The 17530-nt window shown below is 67.9% G+C and carries 17 protein-coding genes; 10 read left to right on the top strand and 7 right to left on the bottom strand.

Going from position 1 to position 17530, the window contains the following annotated elements:
• The first annotated feature begins 51 nt into the window (after positions 1-51).
• From C8D87_RS30640 to C8D87_RS30625, 4 genes are read left to right on the top strand one after another with little or no spacing between them, the layout of a single operon-like run.
• Positions 52-747, top strand: a complete 696-nt coding sequence (locus C8D87_RS30640) for a metal-dependent transcriptional regulator (RefSeq protein WP_109640455.1) — start codon at positions 52-54, stop codon at positions 745-747.
• Positions 744-1919: a galactokinase gene (gene galK, locus C8D87_RS30635; RefSeq protein WP_112229275.1), complete on the top strand. Its 1176-nt coding sequence runs from the start codon at positions 744-746 to the stop codon at positions 1917-1919. Before C8D87_RS30640 ends, galK begins: the two co-directional genes overlap by 4 nt.
• Positions 1920-1955: 36 nt before the next feature.
• Positions 1956-2915: a UDP-glucose 4-epimerase GalE gene (gene galE / locus C8D87_RS30630; protein ID WP_211337633.1), complete on the top strand. Its 960-nt coding sequence runs from the start codon at positions 1956-1958 to the stop codon at positions 2913-2915.
• A gap of 6 nt (positions 2916-2921) precedes the next feature.
• Positions 2922-4925 (top strand): S9 family peptidase, encoded by a 2004-nt coding sequence (locus tag C8D87_RS30625; RefSeq protein ID WP_112229274.1) that lies wholly within the window; start codon positions 2922-2924, stop codon positions 4923-4925.
• On the opposite strand, the gene C8D87_RS30620 is transcribed toward C8D87_RS30625, so the two are convergent.
• Together C8D87_RS30620 and C8D87_RS30615 are read right to left on the bottom strand one after the other, a co-directional pair.
• A complete protein-coding gene (locus C8D87_RS30620) occupies positions 4895-5938 on the bottom strand; it encodes a DUF4192 domain-containing protein (RefSeq protein WP_112229273.1) in 1044 nt (347 codons plus the stop codon). The two genes, C8D87_RS30625 and C8D87_RS30620, sit on opposite strands and share 31 nt — an antisense overlap.
• 179 nt (positions 5939-6117) lie before the next feature.
• On the bottom strand, positions 6118-7917 hold the full coding sequence (locus C8D87_RS30615; RefSeq protein WP_112229272.1) for a Xaa-Pro dipeptidyl-peptidase: 1800 nt from the start codon (positions 7915-7917) through the stop codon (positions 6118-6120).
• Positions 7918-8024: 107 nt separating this feature from the next.
• On the opposite strand from C8D87_RS30615, the gene add reads away from it, so the two are divergent.
• Positions 8025-9026: an adenosine deaminase gene (add, locus tag C8D87_RS30610; protein WP_325049734.1), complete on the top strand. Its 1002-nt coding sequence runs from the start codon at positions 8025-8027 to the stop codon at positions 9024-9026.
• On the top strand, positions 9023-9337 hold the full coding sequence (gene cutA / locus C8D87_RS30605; RefSeq protein WP_112229271.1) for a divalent-cation tolerance protein CutA: 315 nt from the start codon (positions 9023-9025) through the stop codon (positions 9335-9337). The genes add and cutA overlap by 4 nt, the downstream gene beginning before the upstream one ends.
• Here cutA and C8D87_RS30600 read toward each other — a convergent pair.
• Positions 9320-11254, bottom strand: a complete 1935-nt coding sequence (locus tag C8D87_RS30600; protein WP_325049733.1) for an ATP-binding domain-containing protein — start codon at positions 11252-11254, stop codon at positions 9320-9322. The genes cutA and C8D87_RS30600 overlap by 18 nt on opposite strands.
• Positions 11255-11385: 131 nt before the next feature.
• Positions 11386-11808, bottom strand: coding sequence for an ABC transporter permease subunit (locus tag C8D87_RS30595; RefSeq protein WP_215732532.1), 423 nt, complete (start codon positions 11806-11808; stop codon positions 11386-11388).
• A 179-nt stretch (positions 11809-11987) separates the two neighbouring features.
• Between C8D87_RS30595 and C8D87_RS30590 the strand changes: the two genes are divergently transcribed.
• The 4 genes from C8D87_RS30590 to lspA all read left to right on the top strand — a co-directional run bounded on the left by C8D87_RS30590 (position 11988) and on the right by lspA (position 15154).
• Positions 11988-12740 carry a DeoR/GlpR family DNA-binding transcription regulator gene (locus tag C8D87_RS30590; RefSeq protein ID WP_112229349.1) on the top strand — a complete coding sequence of 251 codons (753 nt, stop codon included), beginning with the start codon at positions 11988-11990 and terminating at the stop codon, positions 12738-12740.
• Complete coding sequence (locus C8D87_RS30585; RefSeq protein ID WP_112229269.1) at positions 12737-14032, top strand: 6-phospho-beta-glucosidase; 1296 nt, start codon at positions 12737-12739, stop codon at positions 14030-14032. The genes C8D87_RS30590 and C8D87_RS30585 overlap by 4 nt, the downstream gene beginning before the upstream one ends.
• Before the next feature lie 60 nt (positions 14033-14092).
• A complete protein-coding gene (locus C8D87_RS30580; RefSeq protein WP_112229268.1) occupies positions 14093-14347 on the top strand; it encodes a hypothetical protein in 255 nt (84 codons plus the stop codon).
• Positions 14348-14668: 321 nt separating this feature from the next.
• On the top strand, positions 14669-15154 hold the full coding sequence (lspA, locus tag C8D87_RS30575; RefSeq protein ID WP_109640464.1) for a signal peptidase II: 486 nt from the start codon (positions 14669-14671) through the stop codon (positions 15152-15154).
• Here the strand turns inward: lspA and C8D87_RS30570 are convergent.
• The 3 genes from C8D87_RS30570 to C8D87_RS30560 are packed head-to-tail and all read right to left on the bottom strand — an operon-like array spanning position 15120 to position 17492.
• Positions 15120-15827, bottom strand: coding sequence for an endonuclease V (locus C8D87_RS30570; RefSeq protein WP_112229267.1), 708 nt, complete (start codon positions 15825-15827; stop codon positions 15120-15122). The two genes, lspA and C8D87_RS30570, sit on opposite strands and share 35 nt — an antisense overlap.
• On the bottom strand, positions 15757-16722 hold the full coding sequence (locus tag C8D87_RS30565; protein WP_112229266.1) for a DUF3500 domain-containing protein: 966 nt from the start codon (positions 16720-16722) through the stop codon (positions 15757-15759). The genes C8D87_RS30570 and C8D87_RS30565 overlap by 71 nt, the downstream gene beginning before the upstream one ends.
• Positions 16722-17492 (bottom strand): Tat pathway signal sequence domain protein, encoded by a 771-nt coding sequence (locus C8D87_RS30560; protein WP_112229265.1) that lies wholly within the window; start codon positions 17490-17492, stop codon positions 16722-16724. The genes C8D87_RS30565 and C8D87_RS30560 overlap by 1 nt, the downstream gene beginning before the upstream one ends.
• Positions 17493-17530: the final 38 nt, after the last annotated feature.

Genomic DNA, 17530 nt, shown 5'->3' with positions numbered 1-17530 from the left:
CCTGTGTCCCCCGGCACGACTACCATTGACACCATACGAAGGGGAGCGGGTGTGAACGACCTCATCGACACCACGGAGATGTATCTCCGCACGATCTACGAGCTCGAAGAAGAGGGCGTCGTGCCACTGCGCGCCCGCATCGCCGAGCGTCTCGGCCAAAGTGGACCGACGGTGAGCCAGACCGTCGGCCGGATGGAGCGCGACGGCTTGGTCGTCGTGGCGGAGGACCGCCACCTCGAGCTCACCGAGCAGGGCCGCAACCTCGCGATCGCCGTCATGCGCAAGCACCGGCTCGCCGAGCGCCTCCTCGTGGACATCATCGGGCTCGAGTGGGAGCACGTGCACAGCGAGGCATGCCGCTGGGAGCACGTGATGAGCGAGGCGGTCGAGCGCAAGCTCATCAAGCTGCTCGGCAACCCCACCACCTCGCCCTACGGCAACCCGATCCCCGGCCTCGACAAGCTGGGCGACGGCGAGCCCGCCCCGCCCGCCGAGGCGGACCTGGTGCGCGTGGACGAGGTGGCCCGCCGCGGCGGCGGCCGCGTCGAGGTGCGCCGGATCGCCGAGCACGTCCAGCTCGACCCGGACCTCATGTCCGAGCTGAAGGCCGCCGGCGTGGTGCCGGGCGGCACCGTGGAGGTCGAGGCGCTCGGTGGCGCCAAGGTCATCCAGGTGCGCGGCGGCAACGGCAACGTGGCGGAGCTCGACCCGGCGGTCGCCCACGCCGTCCTGGTGCTCGCCCGGTGACCCAGGCGGCGACACCGGCGGAGAAGGCGGCCGAGGCGTTCCAGCGCCTGCACGGACGCGCTCCCGACGGGGTCTGGTCGGCACCGGGCCGCGTCAACCTCATCGGTGAGCACACCGACTACAACGACGGCTACGTGCTGCCGTTCGCGTTGCCCCACCGCATCGCGGTCGCGGCGTCGCCCCGCGCGGACGGTGTGCTGACCGTCAGCACGCTCGGCGACGACGGCGGGGTGCAGGACGCGGCCCCGGCCGTGGTGGCCGACCTAGTCCCGGGCACCGTCAAGGGGTGGGCCGCGTACCCCAGCGGCGTCGCCTGGGCTCTGCGCGAGCAGGGGATCGGCGTCACCGGAGGGGCGGACCTCGTTCTCTCGGGCGACGTGCCCGCCGGGGCGGGACTCTCCTCGTCGCACGCCCTGGAGTGCGCCGTCGCGCTCGCGCTGCTCGGCCTCGCCGGCGTCGACGCCGAGCGGCCCGACATCGCGCGCTGGGTGCAGCGCTCCGAGAACGACTTCGTGGGTGCGCCAACCGGCATCCTCGATCAGACGGCATCGCTGAGCTGCATCGAAGCGCACGCCCTGTTTTACGACGTGCGCTCCGGCAAGTCGGAGCAGATCCCGTTCGACGCGGCTGCCAGCGGGCTCGAGGTGCTGGTCGTCGACACCCGAGCCAGCCACTCCCACGTCGACGGCGGCTACGGCGCCCGGCGGGCAGGCTGCGAGCGCGCCGCCGAGTTCCTGGGCGTCCCCGCGCTGCGCGACGTCGACGTCGACGAGCTCGACGACACGCTCGTCCGGCTGCCCGAAGAGCTGCGTCCGCTGGTGCGGCACGTCGTGACCGAGAACGACAGGGTCTTGCGCACCGTCGAACTGCTCCGCGCGGGCAAGCTCGCCGACATCGGTCCCCTCGTCTCCGCCTCCCATGCGAGCCTGCGGGACGACTACCGGGTCTCCTGCCAGGAGCTCGACGTCGCCGTCGACGCCGCGATGGAGGCCGGGGCTCTCGGTGCCAGGATGATCGGCGGCGGTTTCGGCGGCTCGGCCATCGCCCTCGTGCCCGTCGAACGGCACGACGAGGTCGAGCGGTCCGTTCTCGCCGACTTCGCCTCGCGCTCGCTCACGCGGCCGAGGCTCTTCACGGCGGTTCCGTCCGCGGGCGCGGGCAGGGACCGGTAGCGAACAACGATCTCGACCAGGAATGCGAGGACTGTGGTGAAGCTGCTCGTCACGGGCGGAGCCGGATACGTCGGCAGCGTGTGCGCTGCCCGGCTGCTCGAAGCCGGACACGAAGTCGTCGTCCTCGACGACCTCTCGACCGGGCACGAGGACGCCGTCCCTGCGGGAGCGCGCTTCATCCGGGGTGACATCGCCGAGGTGATCGGGGACGTCCTCGCGGAAGGGTTCGACGGCGTTCTGCACTTCGCGGCGAAGTCCCTCGTTGGCGAGTCCATGCAGGACCCCGGCAAGTATTGGACGGGCAACGTCCTCACCGCGATTCGTCTGCTCGACGCGATGAAGGATCACGGCACGCCGAAGCTCGTCTTCTCCTCGACTGCCGCGACGTACGGCGAGCCGCGGGAGGTGCCGATCCCCGAGACCGCGCCGACCTCGCCCACCAACACCTACGGCGCCACCAAGCTGGCCATCGATCACGCGATCACGTCGTACGCCGCCGCGCACGGCCTGGCGGCGACGAGCCTGCGGTACTTCAACGTCGCCGGCGCCTACGGCAGCATCGGCGAGCGGCACGCGACCGAGACGCACCTCATCCCGCTCGTTCTCCAGGTCGCTCTCGGACAGCGGGAGCACATCTCGATCTACGGCGAGGACTGGCCCACCGAGGACGGCACCTGCGTCCGCGACTACATCCACGTCACGGACCTCGCGGACGCCCACCTCCTCGCGCTCGATCACGCCACCGCCGGCGAACACCGGATCTACAACCTCGGCAACGGCACCGGCTTCTCGGTCAAGCAGGTCATCGACACCTGCCGCGAGGTCACCGGCCACCCGATCCCCGCCGTCGTCGCCCCCCGGCGCGCCGGCGACCCGGCCGTCCTCGTCGCCTCCGCCGAGCGGGCCCGCACGGAACTCGGCTGGAAGCCCGAGCGCGCCGACCTCACCGGCATCGTCCGCGACGCGTGGGAGTTCACCCGCGCCCGGCACGCCTGAGCCGGAATGACCGACTTCGCCTCCTTCGAGAGCTACAACGCCACGCCGAGGCTCACGTCGCTCGCGCTGTCCCCGGACGGCACGCGGCTCGTCACGGTCGTCTCCTCGCTCGCTCCTGACGGCAAGACGTGGCAGGGCGCCCTCTGGGAAGTCGATCCCACCGGCGAGCGGGACGCCGTCAGGCTCACCCGCTCCGCCAAGGGAGACTCCTCCCCCGTCTTCGCACCGGACGGGTCGCTGCTGTTCCTGTCGGCGCGCCCGGACCCTCTCGCGAAGCCGGGCGAGACCAAGGAGCAGAAGGCGCTGTGGCGGCTTCCGGTCCGCGGTGAGGCCGCCGAGGTCCTGAGGCCGGGCGGCGGAGTCGGTCAGGTCCGTGCCGCGGGCGAGACGCTGCTGTTCACGTCGTCGGCGTACCGCTTCACGGAGTTCGGAGACCAGGACAACGCCAAGCGCAAGGCTCGCGAGGACGCCGGCGTGACGGCGATCCTGCACGAGTCGTACCCGATCCGGTACTGGGACGCCGATCTGGGCCCGAGCTACCCGCGCCTGTTCTCGGCTCCCCTCGCGGACATCACCGCCGAGAAGGTCACCACCCTCAGCGAAGACGCCGAAAGCCGGCTCAGCGACCAGGACATCGCATTGAGCCACGACGGGAAGTGGGCCGTCCACGGACACGGCGTCGACGTCAGCGCCTCCTACGGCCGCCGGACCGAACTGCGGCTCGTGGCGACGGCCGGCGGCTCGCCGCGAGTCATCGCCGGCGAGGAGGGTTTCTCCTTCTTCGACGCCGCCTTCACCCCCGACGGCACCGCCGTGATCGCGGTCCGGTTCCGCGAGTCCACGACGGACTCCCCGTACCGGCGTGATCTGGTGCGAATTGATCTGGCGGACAGCTCGATCACGCCACTGGCGCCCCACTTCCAGGAGGAACCGGACAGCCCTGTGGTGAGCCCGGACGGGTCCGCGGTCTTCTTCACCGCCAGCCACCTCGGGCACCAGCCGGTGTGGCGGCTGGACCTCGCGAGCGGCGTGATCACGAAGCTGACGGTCTCGGGTTACTACAGCGACGTGGTCGTGAGCCCGGACAGCAAGACGCTGTACGCACTGCGCAACTCGATCGACCACCCGCCACAGCCCGTGCGGTTCGGCACCACCGGAACCGACCAGGATCCAGAACGCCTGCGCGCGCCCGGTGCCATCGCCTCGGTGCCCGGCACCCTCACGGAGATCTCCACGGTCGTCGCCGACGGCAGGACCGTCCGCTCGTGGCTCGTGCTGCCGGAAGGCGCCTCCGCCGACTCTCCCGCCCCACTGGTGCTGTGGGTCCACGGTGGGCCGGTCATGAGCTGGAACGGCTGGACCTGGCGCTGGAACCCCTGGCTGATGGCCGCCCGCGGGTACGCCATCCTGCTGCCCGACCCCGCCCTGTCCACCGGGTACGGACCGGACTTCATCAAGGCCGGCTGGGGCCGCTGGGGCGCTGAGCCCTACACCGATCTCATGGCCATCACGGACGTCGCGGTCGAGCGGCCCGACATCGACGCTTCCCGGACTGCGGCCATGGGTGGTTCGTTCGGCGGTTACATGGCCAACTGGATCGCCACCCAGACCGACCGGTTCCGCGCGATCGTCACTCACGCGTCCCTGTGGCACCTCGACGCGTTTTCCGGTGGCACCGACAGCTCCTACTTCTGGATGCGGGAGATGGGCGACCCCCTCACCCAGCCCGAGCGGATCCAGGCCAACTCCCCGCACCTGCGGGTCGCCGACATCAAGACGCCGATCCTGGTCATCCACGGGGACAAGGACTACCGGGTTCCCATCGGCGAGGGGCATCGGCTGTACTTCGACCTCGTCCGACACGGGGTCACTGCGAAGTACTTGTATTTCCCAACCGAAAACCACTGGATCCTCACCCCCGGAAACTCTCGGGTCTGGTACGAGACGGTGTGGGCGTTCCTGGCCGAGCACGTCCTGGATCAGGACTGGGAGCGGCCGGAACTGCTCTGAGCGCCGGTGCCGAGCAACCTGCGGGCGCTGTCCAGGTATTTGGTGGACAGCGCCCGCATCTCTTCCGGCGGGAGAGCGGTGCTCAGCGCGGCGCGGAGGAGCTTGGCCAGCGAATGGCCGGGACAGGCTTCCTCTGCCGCGTCGAGCGCGATGGACGCGATCCCGCCGTCGCCGCGCTGGTAGGCGTAGAACGCGAGCAGGCATGCGGGCTCAGCGCGCTCCGGTGCCGGGCACGACCTGGTGAGCTCGAGCCACAGTCGCTCAGCGAGTCGGGACCTCGCCTGCGCCGCGAACGCCATGCTCGCGTCCCGGACCTCTGGGATCGCCAATGCTCTCGCCAGTGCGACGATCTCCGCGTCCGGCAACGGCCCTTTGCGTTCCTCCACCGCGTCGATCGCATCGCGCACCCTCTGCAGTTCGACACCCGGATCAGGCTCGCCGGAGCTCGTCATGAGGTCGTCGAGCAACGCGGACCTGCGTTCCAACGCCTCCACTGGGTCCAGCGCGGCGATTGCGGCCAAAGCAGCACGCGACTCGAACGTCACGTTGCCTTGGTGTGCTGACGCGGCGGCCACGGCGGACAGACCGGGATCCGGAAGTGTTCCGTGACAGTCGATGTCGAGGTAGCAGAGCCACGGGGCGTCCTTCTGACAGGACGGCAGCCACACAGCTTCGACGACCTCGATGCCCACGCCACCCAGTTTGTGTCTGAGCATGCTGACCAACGGTTCGTGCGGCAGTTCCTCCGGCATGTGCTCAGTCGGAGGGCACACCACCGCCAGGATCACGTCCGTCGCCTGGTGTTCGAGCAGCGGCGCTTCCAGTTGGGCCGCAAGCATTCCTCTATGTCGTGGGCGCGGTAGATCGACGCGCATGGTCATGCTGATCACGCGGTCCTTCAGCACCAGCACGATGAGCGAGTCCGCCGGGTGGAATCCCATCAGGTGCGGGATCGCGGCGTAGAGGTCGCCGGCGCCGCGGACGCGGATCGGTTTCGGGAGGGTTGTGGGCATGGGCCCACATTGGCGGGCCGGGAGGGGTGGGGGACCGGCCGGCGGGGAAGTTGTGGACAACTCAGCGGGTGTGGACAGGTTGAGATCTTGGAGCGCTCGGGAGCGGGGTTTTGTCGGAGGTGGGTGGTAGGTTGCCGCGCTTCGGTCCCAGCGATCGGGGACCGAAGCGCGGCATCACGTCAGAACGTCTGGAACACGGCGCGCCAGCCGCCGACGACCGGCAGCTCGACAGAGGTCCGGGCGAGGTCCAGCGAAAGGCCGGCACCCGGCTTCGGTCGCAGCGTGTAGTCGTAGTCGCTGGAGATCAGCACGAACTCGAGCCGGTGACCGGCCTTCAGGACGTAGTCGTCCGGCACGATCGGCACGCTGACGTCGTAGAACTTGCCCGGCTTGATCGGCGAGGTCTTGTCCGGCCGCTCGCGGTTCTGCGGGTCGGTCGAACCACGGGTGATGACGTGCGACTTGCCGTCCGGGGCACGGTCGACGAGCAGCGTCGTCACGTTGGCCGCGGGGCGGTCGAACGCGATCCGCAGGTGCGCGGTCGACTTGCCCGAGAGTCGGAACGGCTTCTGCGCCGGCTCCGAGGTGTAGGAAAGCCGGTTCGGCGAGGACGCCTGGTCGATCAACGACTCCGCCGTCTTCGTCGCGTCGTCGGTCAGCTTCTCCACGCCGTGGCCGGGCCGAATCCCCAGACCTCCCTTGGCAGATCCGCCCGGAGTCAGTCGCAGCCGCACGTCGGACGTGCCGGGTGCCGGCCAGTCCTTCTCGTCGACCCACGTCTTGTCCTCGCGCTGCAGCGTCGCGCGAGGCTCCTTGTGGACACCGTTGCGGTGACCCCAGAGGTACTGCGTGAACCAGCGGTTCAACGTGCGCCGCCACTCGACCGAACGCAGCGTGTCGGCGTCGGTGTGGCCGGACTGGTGCAGCCAGATCTTGTGCGGCACGCCGACCTTCTTCAACGCCGAGTACCACTGCTCGACGTGCGTCATCTTGACGTTCCAGTCGTTGAGCCCGTGCACCGCCAGCACGGCCGCACGAACCTTGCGGACGTCGTTGAGGTAGTTCCGCTTGTCCCAGAACTCGCTGTAGTCGCCGGTGATGCGGTCCTGGTCCTTGGCGATCTCAGCGATGATCGGCTTGCAGATCTCCTTGTCCGCGCGCGTGTAGACGTACTCGGCGAGCACATCAGCGTCCTCGCCCTGGAACGTGCCGGGGGCGACCACGGCGCCGTCAGCGCGGTAGTAGTCGTACCAGCTGGAAATCGCGGCGATCGGCACGATGGCTTCCAGACCGCGCACACCCGTGGAGGCGACGGCGTTGGGCAATGTTCCGTTGTAGGAGACGCCCATCATGCCGGTCTTGCCGGTCGACCAAGTCGCCTTGATGGCATCACCGGTGGCAGTACGCGCCGACGCACGGCCGTTGAGCCAGTCGACGACGACACGCGCGCCGATCGTCTCGTTGACGTCGCCCGTCGTCGGGCAGCCCGTCGATTTGCCGGTGCCGAGCGACTCGGCGTAGACGACGGCGTACCCGCGTGCGATGAAGTAAGCCTCGTAACGGGTCGACGTGATCGGGTTCGGGCCAAGAGCGGCCGTGACGCGTTCGTCGGCGGAGGCCTTCAGCAAACGGCCGTTGCGCTTGTCAGGCACGTACAGCTCGACGTCGACGTTGTGGTTGGCGACGTCGTTACCGCCCGAGAAGTACGGGCTGACCATGTAGACGACCGGGACCTTGAGGCCGCGTTCGGTCGCGCGCGGCCGGACGACCTCGGCGTAGACCTCGTCGTCCTTGCCGTCGCGGTCGCTGTCGACCGGCGCCCGGACCCAGAGGCTTTCCTTCACCACGTCCTTCGGGTCGAAGACGGGCTGCGCCTCACCGTCCTTGAACACAGGCCCTTCGGCGGCTTGGGCCGTCGCCGGCAGGAAGGGCAGGACAAGTACCGCTGTCAGCAGTGCGACTCTTCGTGCGCCCCTCACGAGGCACCCCCAATGCAAGGCCAGGTACTGGGATTCGCCCTGCACCCTTCCCCTTGACTGCAAGACATGTCACCCGTCGATCGGCTCTTGACCTGAGAGCATGGGCCGTGCACATTTCCGACTTCGTCCACACGCTGCCGAAGGCCGAGCTTCATGTCCACCTCGTGGGCGCGGCTTCCGTCGACACCGTCCTCGCACTCGCCCGCAACCACCCCGACGGGCCGGTGCCGACCGACGAGGCCGCGCTGCGGAAGTTCTACGAGTTCACGGACTTTCGGCACTTCATCAACGTGTATGGAGTCGTCAACGACCTCGTCACGACGGGAGAGGACGTCCGCACTCTCGTCGTCGGATACGCACGTGACGCCGCGCGAACCAATATCCGATATGCAGAGTTGACGATCAGCGCGACGAGTCATCTGCGGGCGGGCATCGCACCCGACGAACTCGTCGAGGCGCTGGACGCCGGCCGCAAGGAAGCACTCGCCGTGCACGGCGTAGCGCTGCAGTGGATCTTCGACGTCCCCGGTATCTGGGACCGCGACTGGGGTATGACGAGTGCGCGGTTCGCGTCCGAGTACCGGCCGGAGGGACTGGTCGGGTTCGGGCTGGGCGGCTTCGAGTCGGACTCGCCGCGGACGAAGTTCCGGGAGGCGTTCGCGATGGCGCGCGACGCGGGGCTGCACATGGTGCCGCACGCTGGCGAGACGACGCCGCCCAGCGAGATTTGGGCCGCAGTGCACGATCTGCAGGCAGAACGGATCGGGCACGGCGTGAGCGCGGTGCAGGATCCGGAACTGCTGCGGCATCTCGCCGGCGAGGGCATCGTCGTGGAGGTGTGCCCGACGTCCAACATCCGCACCGGCGCGGTGAAGTCGCTGGACGAGCACCACTTGCCGCGGCTCGTGGAGGCCGGTGTGCCGGTGACGATCAGCACCGACGACCCCGGCATGTTCCACACCGACCTGGACCGCGAGTACCTGGTGTGTCATGAACGGTTCGGGTTCGGCCGCGACGAGCTCGCCGGCCTCGCACGGGCGGCGGTCCGGGCGTCGTTCGCGCCGGCCGAGTTGAAGGACCAGTTGCTGAAGGAGATCGACGCCCTATGAGTAGTGCGTGCGTGGTGACGACGACCGTCGACTCGGAAGAGGCCGCGGAGTCGCTGGCGAAGGGCATCGTCGAGGCACGGCTCGGCGCGTGCGTGCAGATCGTGCCGATTCGGAGCGTCTACCGGTGGGAGGGCGAGGTGCGCGTCGACGCGGAATGGCAGTGCGTCGTGAAGACGTCCGCCATCCGCGCCGACGAACTCGTCGAGCACATCAAAGCGCATCACACCTATGACGTGCCCGAGGTCGTCGTCACCCCCGTGATCGGAGGCAGCGATGACTACCTCGCTTGGGTGTCAGAGGAGACTTCGTAGGTGGCGCGGCAACGGCTCGGTGTGCAGGACGCCGAGTCGTTGTGTCGCCCTCGTCAGCGCCACATACAGCTCGCTGGGCGACATGTGTTGCGGTTCGACGACGATGACGACGTCGAACTCCAGCCCCTTCGACGCACGCGGCGACATCCAACCGCCGCCGATGACAGCGATCGTGCGGCCGTCGCGCACATCGGCGTGCGCGTCGAGTTCGTCGCGCACGGCCGCCGATATATCAGTCACGCGGCGCGCCCACGGGCGGACGCCGGTCTTGCGCACCGACACGGGCGCCGACGCATCGGGGTCGACGAGCTTCAGGACAGGCGTGGCGACGGCCATGATCTCGCCGGGCGTGCGGTAGTTGACCTCCAGCCGCCGGTAGGTGAACCGCTCGAACACCGAACCCCAGCTCCGGACACCACCCGCGGCCTGACGCTGGGCCAGGTCGCCCACGACGGTCATGGACCTGTTGGGGCACCGCCGCAGCAGTACGCGCCAGTCCATTGCGGACAGTTCCTGCGCCTCGTCGACGACGACGTGGCCGTATGTCCACGTGCGGTCGGAGGCGGCTCGTTCGGCGAGAGAGCGGTGGTCGCGCATCTCATGCCGGACGGCCAGCACGTCTGCGTTGACGAAGTCGGTGACGATGTACTCGTCATCGTCCGCGCGTTCGTCGATCGACAGGACGTCCATGACGCCGCGTGCGTATTCGAGCTGTTCCTCCTCCTCACGCTTTGCCGCGCGCTCCGCGGCGCCGTCGGACCCGAGCAGTTCAGCGAGCTCATCGAGCAACGGCACATCGGACACCGTCCACGCTTCGGAGTTCTCCCGGTACAGCTCCGGCACGCCGATCCGGAAGCACCGGCCCGCATACAGGTCGGCGAGCAGCTGTTCCGGCGTGAGCTGTGGCCACAACCGGTCGACGGCGTCGCGCAACGCCGCGCTGTGGCGCAACTCGTGGCGCACGTCCTCCTCGATCTCCGGCCAGTCAACGCCGATGAGCCGCAACGCCGGCGCGACGAGTTCCTCGGCGAGCGCGAGGAAGAAGTACTTGCGGGCGGCGTTGTGCGGTAGTCCGTAGTAGCGCGTCTTCTCTCGCGCGACGGCGGCGACGTGCGCGTCGAGCGGGACGACGACGTCCTCCAGCTCAATCTCGATGGGGTCGTCGGGAAGCTCCTGACGGTCGGCGACGGCGACTGCCAGCAGATCCAGAACTGATATATCGCCTTTCAGTCGTTGCAACGACGGGGTGTCCTCGACGTCGGCGAAGACACCGGGGTAGAACTCGCCTGGCGTCGCGAACACAACGTCGGTCTCCCCCAGCGACGGCAGGACGTCGCCGACGTAGCGGAGGAAGCCGGTGTGCGGGCCGACGATCAGCACACCGTGCCGCGACAGGCGTTCACGACGCGTGTACAGCAGGTATGCCACCCGATGCAGGGCCACGGCGGTCTTGCCGGTACCCGGACCGCCCTCGATCACCAGTACGCCGGGGCCCGAGTAGCGGATGATCTCGTCCTGCTCGGCCTGGATGGTCGCGACGATGTCGCGCATAGTCGCGGTCCGCGGCGCGTTGAGGGCGTCGAGCAATGCTGTCGTGTCGGTCAGCAGTTCGTCGTCGTGGAAATCGCGCAGCTCCCGGTCTCGAACGCGGAAGTGGCGCCGCAGCACCAGGCCTTCCGGGTTCGCGGCGGTCGCGGTGTAGAACGGCCGTGCTGCCGGTGCACGCCAGTCCAGCAACAGCGGTTCGAAGTCGTCGTCGAACAAGCCGACGCGTCCGATGTAAGTGCGTTCGCCCTTCTCCGAGTCGATGCGACCGAAGACCAGCCCCTCCTCCGCCGCGCTGTACTTCGCGACTTCCCTGGTCAGCACGCCGACAGCGGCTTCGCGGTCCAGCCTCTGGATGAGGTTGTCCCGCAACGCGGCCGCAAGGTCAGCGACCGCTTTGTTCCGTTCCTGATCGAGCTTTTCATACAGAGAGGTGATCCGTGCCTGTTCGCTCGCCAACACCTTGCCCCCTGTGATACAATAATTCTGTCTTCCCGGAAAATTCATTCCGAAAATACAAAGCCATTCTTTGTATCACAGATCAACCGCGCACGGCACCCGTTGCCAGATCCGCGATGAAATTGCGCGCGCCGACGAGGAAGACGACCAGCAGCGGTATCACCGCAAGCACCGTTCCCGCCATCAGCATTGCCGTAGTCGGTGTCGTGCGTGCGGTTGAGCTGGTCCAACGCGACCTGAAGCGCCACCCGGTCCGGGTCGACCAGCGGCCACAGACAGTCGTTCCACACGCTGATGAACGTGAAGATCCCGAGGAACGCGAGCGCCGGACGCACCACCGGCAGTTCGACGGGCCAGTACTGCCGGGAGAATCCACAGCCGTCGAGCCGCGCCGCCTCCGGCAATTCGTCGTGCACCGCACCTGAAATGTGCTGACGCAGCCAGAAGATGCCGACCACGTTGATCACCGCTGGCACGATCAGCGCTTTCAGCGACCCGACCTAGCCGAACTGCGCCATCACCACGAGCTGCGGGATCGCAGAAAGCTGCCGACCCCTTCCAAGGTCGTGCGGAAGCGTGCGCCTGGTGTGCACGAGCTGGCAAGAGTTTGCTCAAGTCTGAGCGACCTCGGTTGTACGGTGGCGGCATGCTTGCCCAGAGCAGACGCGAGCTGATCCTGCGCACACTGCGCACGGACGGTCCGAGCGAGGTGCGTTCGCTCGCCGACAAGCTCGGCGTCAGTCAGGCGACGATCCGCCGCGACCTCGAGCAGCTCGACGCCGACGGCAAGTTGACCCGTGTGTACGGCGGAGCGATGACGCTCGACGACGACGACCCGTTCGCGCAGGTCGCCACTGAACGCGCCGAAGACAAAGACTCCGTGGCACGCACAGCCGCCGCGATGGTCCAGGACGGCGAGACCGTGCTGCTCGACATCGGCACGACGATGCACCGGCTCGCCCATCATCTCCACGGCAAGCGGATCACCGTCATCACGAGCAACCTCGCCGTGTTCGACGAGCTGCGCGACGACGCCGACGTCGAGCTCGTCCTGCTCGGCGGCATGGTGCGTCGGCGCTACCACTCCCTGGTCGGATTCCTCACCGAGGACAACCTCCGGCAGGTGCACGCGGGCCGGCTGTTCCTCGGCACGAGCGGGGTGCGGGGCGACGGCGCCGTCATGGATACGACACTCGTCGAAGTGCCGCTCAAACGGGCCATGATCAAGGCCGCGGAGGACCAGGTCGTGCTCGTCGCGGACGGCGGGAAGTTTCCCGGGGTCGGCGTCGCACGCGTTTGCGGACCCGACGACCTCGACGCCGTCGTCACCACCGCGTCGGCCGACCCGGCGACGCGGATCGCATTGCAGGAGGCCGGAGTGGACGTGGTTCAGGCATGAGGCTGGTCATCCTGGGCGGCGGTGGATTCCGCGTACCACTCGTATACCGCGCGCTGCTCGCCGATCGGTCGCCCGGCCGCGTCACCGAGGTCGTGCTCCACGATCTCGACGCCGCCCGGCTCGTCGCGGTCGGTGGCGTGCTGGCCGAGCTGGCGACTGATATATCGGATGCGCCGACCGTGACGACGTCGACGGACCTCGACGAAGCGTTGCGCGGCGCGGACTTCGTGTTCTCCGCGATCCGGGTCGGCGGGCTCGACGGGCGCGCGGCCGACGAAAGCGTCGCCGCGGGCTGCGGGGTGCTCGGACAGGAGACGGTCGGCGCGGGCGGCGTTGCATACGGTCTGCGGACCATGCCCGTCGCGCTCGACATCGCACGTCGTATATCAGTTCACGCGCCGGACGCGTGGGTCATCAACTTCACCAACCCCGCCGGCATGGTCACCGAGGCGATGTCGGCACACCTCGGTAACCGCGTCATCGGCATCTGCGACTCCCCCGTCGGCCTCGGCAGGCGAGTGGCACGCGCGGTCGGTGCCGATCTTGAGGACGCGTGGCTCGACTACGCCGGACTGAACCACCTCGGCTGGCTGCGGGGCGTTCGCGTGCAGGGGCGAGACGTGTTGCCAGGTCTGCTTGCCGATACCGAGCGGCTCGAGTCGTTCGAAGAGGGCAAGCTCTTCGGAGCCGAGTGGCTGCGGACGCTGGGTGCGATTCCCAACGAGTACCTGCACTACTACTACTTCACGCGCGAGGCGGTGGAGTCCGGCGCATCGCGCGGGGCGTTCTTGCTGGAGCAGCAAAAACAGTTCTACGCGGCGCCGTCGTTGGAGAGCTGGCATCGGACGCGCCTCGAGCGCGAACAGTCATACATGGCCGAGACCCGCGACGACGAACGCGACACCAACGACCTCGACGGCGGGGGCTATGAGCGGGTCGCACTCGACCTGATGCACGCAATCGCGTCAAACAAACGAACCACCTTGATCCTCAACGTACCGAACAAGACGACGTTGTCATGCCTGGATGCCGACGCCATCGTCGAGGTGCCGAGCGTCGTCGACGCCAACGGCGCGCGGCCTGTCGCGGTCAGCCAGGTTCCTGACGAGGGCGTCGGACTCGTCACCGCTCTTAAGGTCGTCGAGCGCGCCACCATCCAGGCAGCCATCAGCGGCGAGCGCGCACACGCGGTGAAAGCACTGGCGCTGCATCCGCTGGTCGACTCCGTCAACGTCGCCCGCAAGATCGTCGACAGTCACCCACTGCTGTCTGATGTATTCGGTGCACGATGAGCGGTCGGTGAAGCGCGCCCACGGCGTTTCCAGATCCTCGCGCCGACAGTGGGCCGCTGAGTGCTGTTCGGGTGTGTCCGCGCTAGCTTCGGACGCGCGGACATCGACCTGTTGCGGCAGCTCAACAACGACATCTGGCCCCCGTTCCGGCTCGCCTACTCGAGGATGGATGTGTCGGCGTTCCTGGACCTGTACGCGCCGGAGCTGATCCGCGCGGGCGCGGGCGGGCCGGCCAAGCAGGTGTTCGGGTTCGCGGCTACTCCAACCAGACCGAGAAGTGGTTCGCGGAGCTCGCGGACCGCGGCAGCAGCGTGACCATCTCGTTCCAGTCGTCGAGCGCATCGCTTCAAAGGAAGTCGCGAGCGAGCGCGGCATCTTCCAGATCGTGTCCAAGCATGCTGACGGCGACGAGCGCACGTTCTACGGCCGCTTCCACACATAGGCGCGACGCACAGACGAACGCTGGCGCATCTGCGTTGACTACAACACCGACGAGCGGGCCGCGACGCTGGGGGAAGAGTTCCTTGTGGCGGTGGATGTCGACGATGTCGAGGCGTTCAGCGCACAGACGTGACCACCGCTTGATCCTGGGGCCTGATGCCAAGCGGCATCGTTCTTAACTACGCTCGTCCACAAATGGACACCACCACCTCTCGCCGCGTGCCGCTCGTGATGGGCATCGCCGTGCTCGTGCTGCTGCTGGACCAGGCCACGAAGTTCTGGGCCGAGAGCGCGCTGACCGGTCGCGCGCCCATTCCCGTGCTCGGGGAGTTCCTGCAGTTCAGGCTCCTCTACAACCCCGGCGCCGCGTTCTCGATCGGCGCGGGGTCGACGTGGATCTTCACGATCGTCGCGGCCGTCGCCGTCGTGATGCTCGCGCGGTACGGCCTGCAGCCGCAGACCAAGCTGCGGGCCGCCGCGCTCGCGTTGATGCTCGGTGGCGCGACGACGCACCTGCTCGACCGGCTGTTCCGGCCGCCGGGTTTCGCGCGGGGGCACGTCGTCGACTTCATCGACTACAACGGCTGGTTCGTCGGCAACGTCGCGGACATCGCGCTGGTCTGCGGCGCGATCCTCCTCGTGCTGCTCAGCTTCCAGCCGGCGAAGCAGCCTGCCGAGTGAGTGTGTCCGCGCGGCGGGTGGTCTCGGGCAGCCGGTACCGCGGAGCGAGACGCAGCACCTCGGCGCACGCCCGATCGAGGTCGATCTTGTGGCCGACCGACACGAACACCGGCTTCACGCCGTCCTGCGTCCGCAGGGCTCTGCCGACGACCTCGCCGTCCATGACGAGGTCGCTCATCGACCCGCGGGCGTGACCGGGCTGCTCGAACTCGCCCATCGCGTTCTTCGCGACGCCGATGCTCGGGATACCTGTGTGCACGCCGAGGTGGCACGCCAGACCGAACCGGCGCGGGTGTGCGAGGCCCTGACCGTCCGCAACCAACAGGTCCGGCGCCACCGCCACCCGATCGAGAGCACGTAGCAGCACGGGCATCTCCCGGAACGCGAAGAGCCCGGCAATATATGGGAAGTCGGTCGTGTTCTCGACGACGACCTCGTCCAGGATGACCAGCGTCTTCGCATCGAACACCACGCAGACGCCCGCAACTGTGTCATTGCTACGGTAGCCGACGTCAAGGCCCGCTACGGTGTCAATGCGCAGGTCAGGCGCGCTGGTGGTGATCACCTGGGTACGCAGGCGTTCTTGCAACGCGACGGCGTCTTCAACCGTTTTGGGCCACTCCACGGGCGACAGTGTGCCGTGACGTGTCGTAGTGGGCGGCGAGGAGGTCATCGCCGAAGTCACCCGAATAGCGACGCCAGACGGTGTGGACGTGGTTGGCCTCGGTGGCCGTGTTGTCGTACTCGATGAGCAGCTCCGGGCCTTGGATTCGGTAGTAGTGGCCCTCGCCTCGGCGTAGTGAGCCTTCCCACGAGAAGTGCAGGCGTTCGGGGTCGATGCGCGCAAACTCCTCGTCGGCGAGCTCGAACGCGAGCCTGTCGAGGTAGAAGCGGACGATGTCGACGAGCAGTTCCCCCGCCGGCTTGCCGAGCTGTGCCGGTGTGACGCCGACCGGTTCGGACGGGGTGACGCGTGGGGAGTTGCCGCTGCGGATGTCGTCCGGCGCGGTGTCCGATACGACGGCCAAGCGGCGTGCGGTCGGGCCCATGCGGTCGAGCAGCTCTCGAGCCAGTTCCTCTTCGAGGCGTAGTGGCTGGCCGACGACGTGGCCGCGATAGGTGACGCGGGCAGGGTTCGCGCCGAGGAAGAACGGTGTCGCGGAGACGCGGCCGTCGGCGACGACGACGTTCACGGACAAGTGGTGCCCCTCGACACGCCATCCCCACGGCTCGTCGCCGCCGGGCGTGCCGAAGAGCACCGTCCAGAAGTCGTCGCTGTGCCTGTCGCGGTGCCCGCCCTCGCGGTGGTCGAGCACGTCCTCCAGTGCCATCACCGCTGCGGCCTGCGAGTAGGCGTGGGGACTGAGTACGGTCGCGAGCATTCCGTGTACAGCCTTGCGCTGGTCGCGTCGGAGGCTGCCGAACACGAGGCCCGGTCGTGCACCAGGCGTATACGCCCAGCGGTGTCTCAGGTCGTCGTCGGTGACCGCGCGAACCGCGTGTTCGCGCTGGTCACCGTCGAGCAAACTAATATATTGGCGCGTGGCGTCGGCGACGTCGAGCAGCATCATTCGAACTTATAGGCCTTGATGTTGCGAAGCAGTAGGTAGCAGTTCTGCAGTGAGCCCGAGGTGTCGCCGAGCGAGCGGTAAATGCCCCACTTCGGACGCAACCGATCGTCGAGCCAGGTGTCGACGTTGTCTTTCGTCGCGTCGAGCACGGTGCGGCCGCCGTCGCGGACCACCCAGCGGACGCGCCCAATGCCGTTGCCGACCTTGATCTCCACCTCGGTGTCGATCCACTTGTTGTGCAGCGGCTCGAGGTCGACGTTCCCGACGAGGACATTGCCCTCGGTGATCTTGAACTCGATCTTCTGCACGCCGCCGGTGCGGCGCAGCGACATGACCGTCACGGGCGCGGAGCCGAGGCCAGGCATCTTCGTCTGCATGATGTGGGTGAACGACGTCGTCGACTTCAGCGAGCTCGGGATGAACATGGAGTAGGTCCACTTCCACGTCTCACCGTTGCCGATGTCGATGTTCTGACCGCCCGCCTTCATGCCGCGGACCTCGTTGCGCTGCCGGTCCGTCGACGTGTCCCGGTCGCGGGTGTGCATGTCGAACCGGTAGTCGTTGCCCGACACGTAGATGTGCTTCGTGCCCGGATGCGAGCCGGCCCGGTCGTCCTCGACACCCTCGAAAGCGCCGAGTCCGTTCTTGTTCGCCTGCGGGCTCCACTTGAGCTTCCAGGTGGCCGCCTGCGCGAGCCCGGAACCTGCCATGAGCAGCGGAACAGCCGCCGCCCCACCGATCAACGCCGAACGCCGAGTGATCTCCACGCCCGTTCCTCCCCAACATCCATGGCGGCGGATTTAGG

Source organism: Lentzea atacamensis (assembly GCF_003269295.1).
GTDB classification, from domain to species: domain Bacteria; phylum Actinomycetota; class Actinomycetes; order Mycobacteriales; family Pseudonocardiaceae; genus Lentzea; species Lentzea atacamensis.
This window is presented reverse-complemented; position numbering and strand designations above follow the sequence as displayed.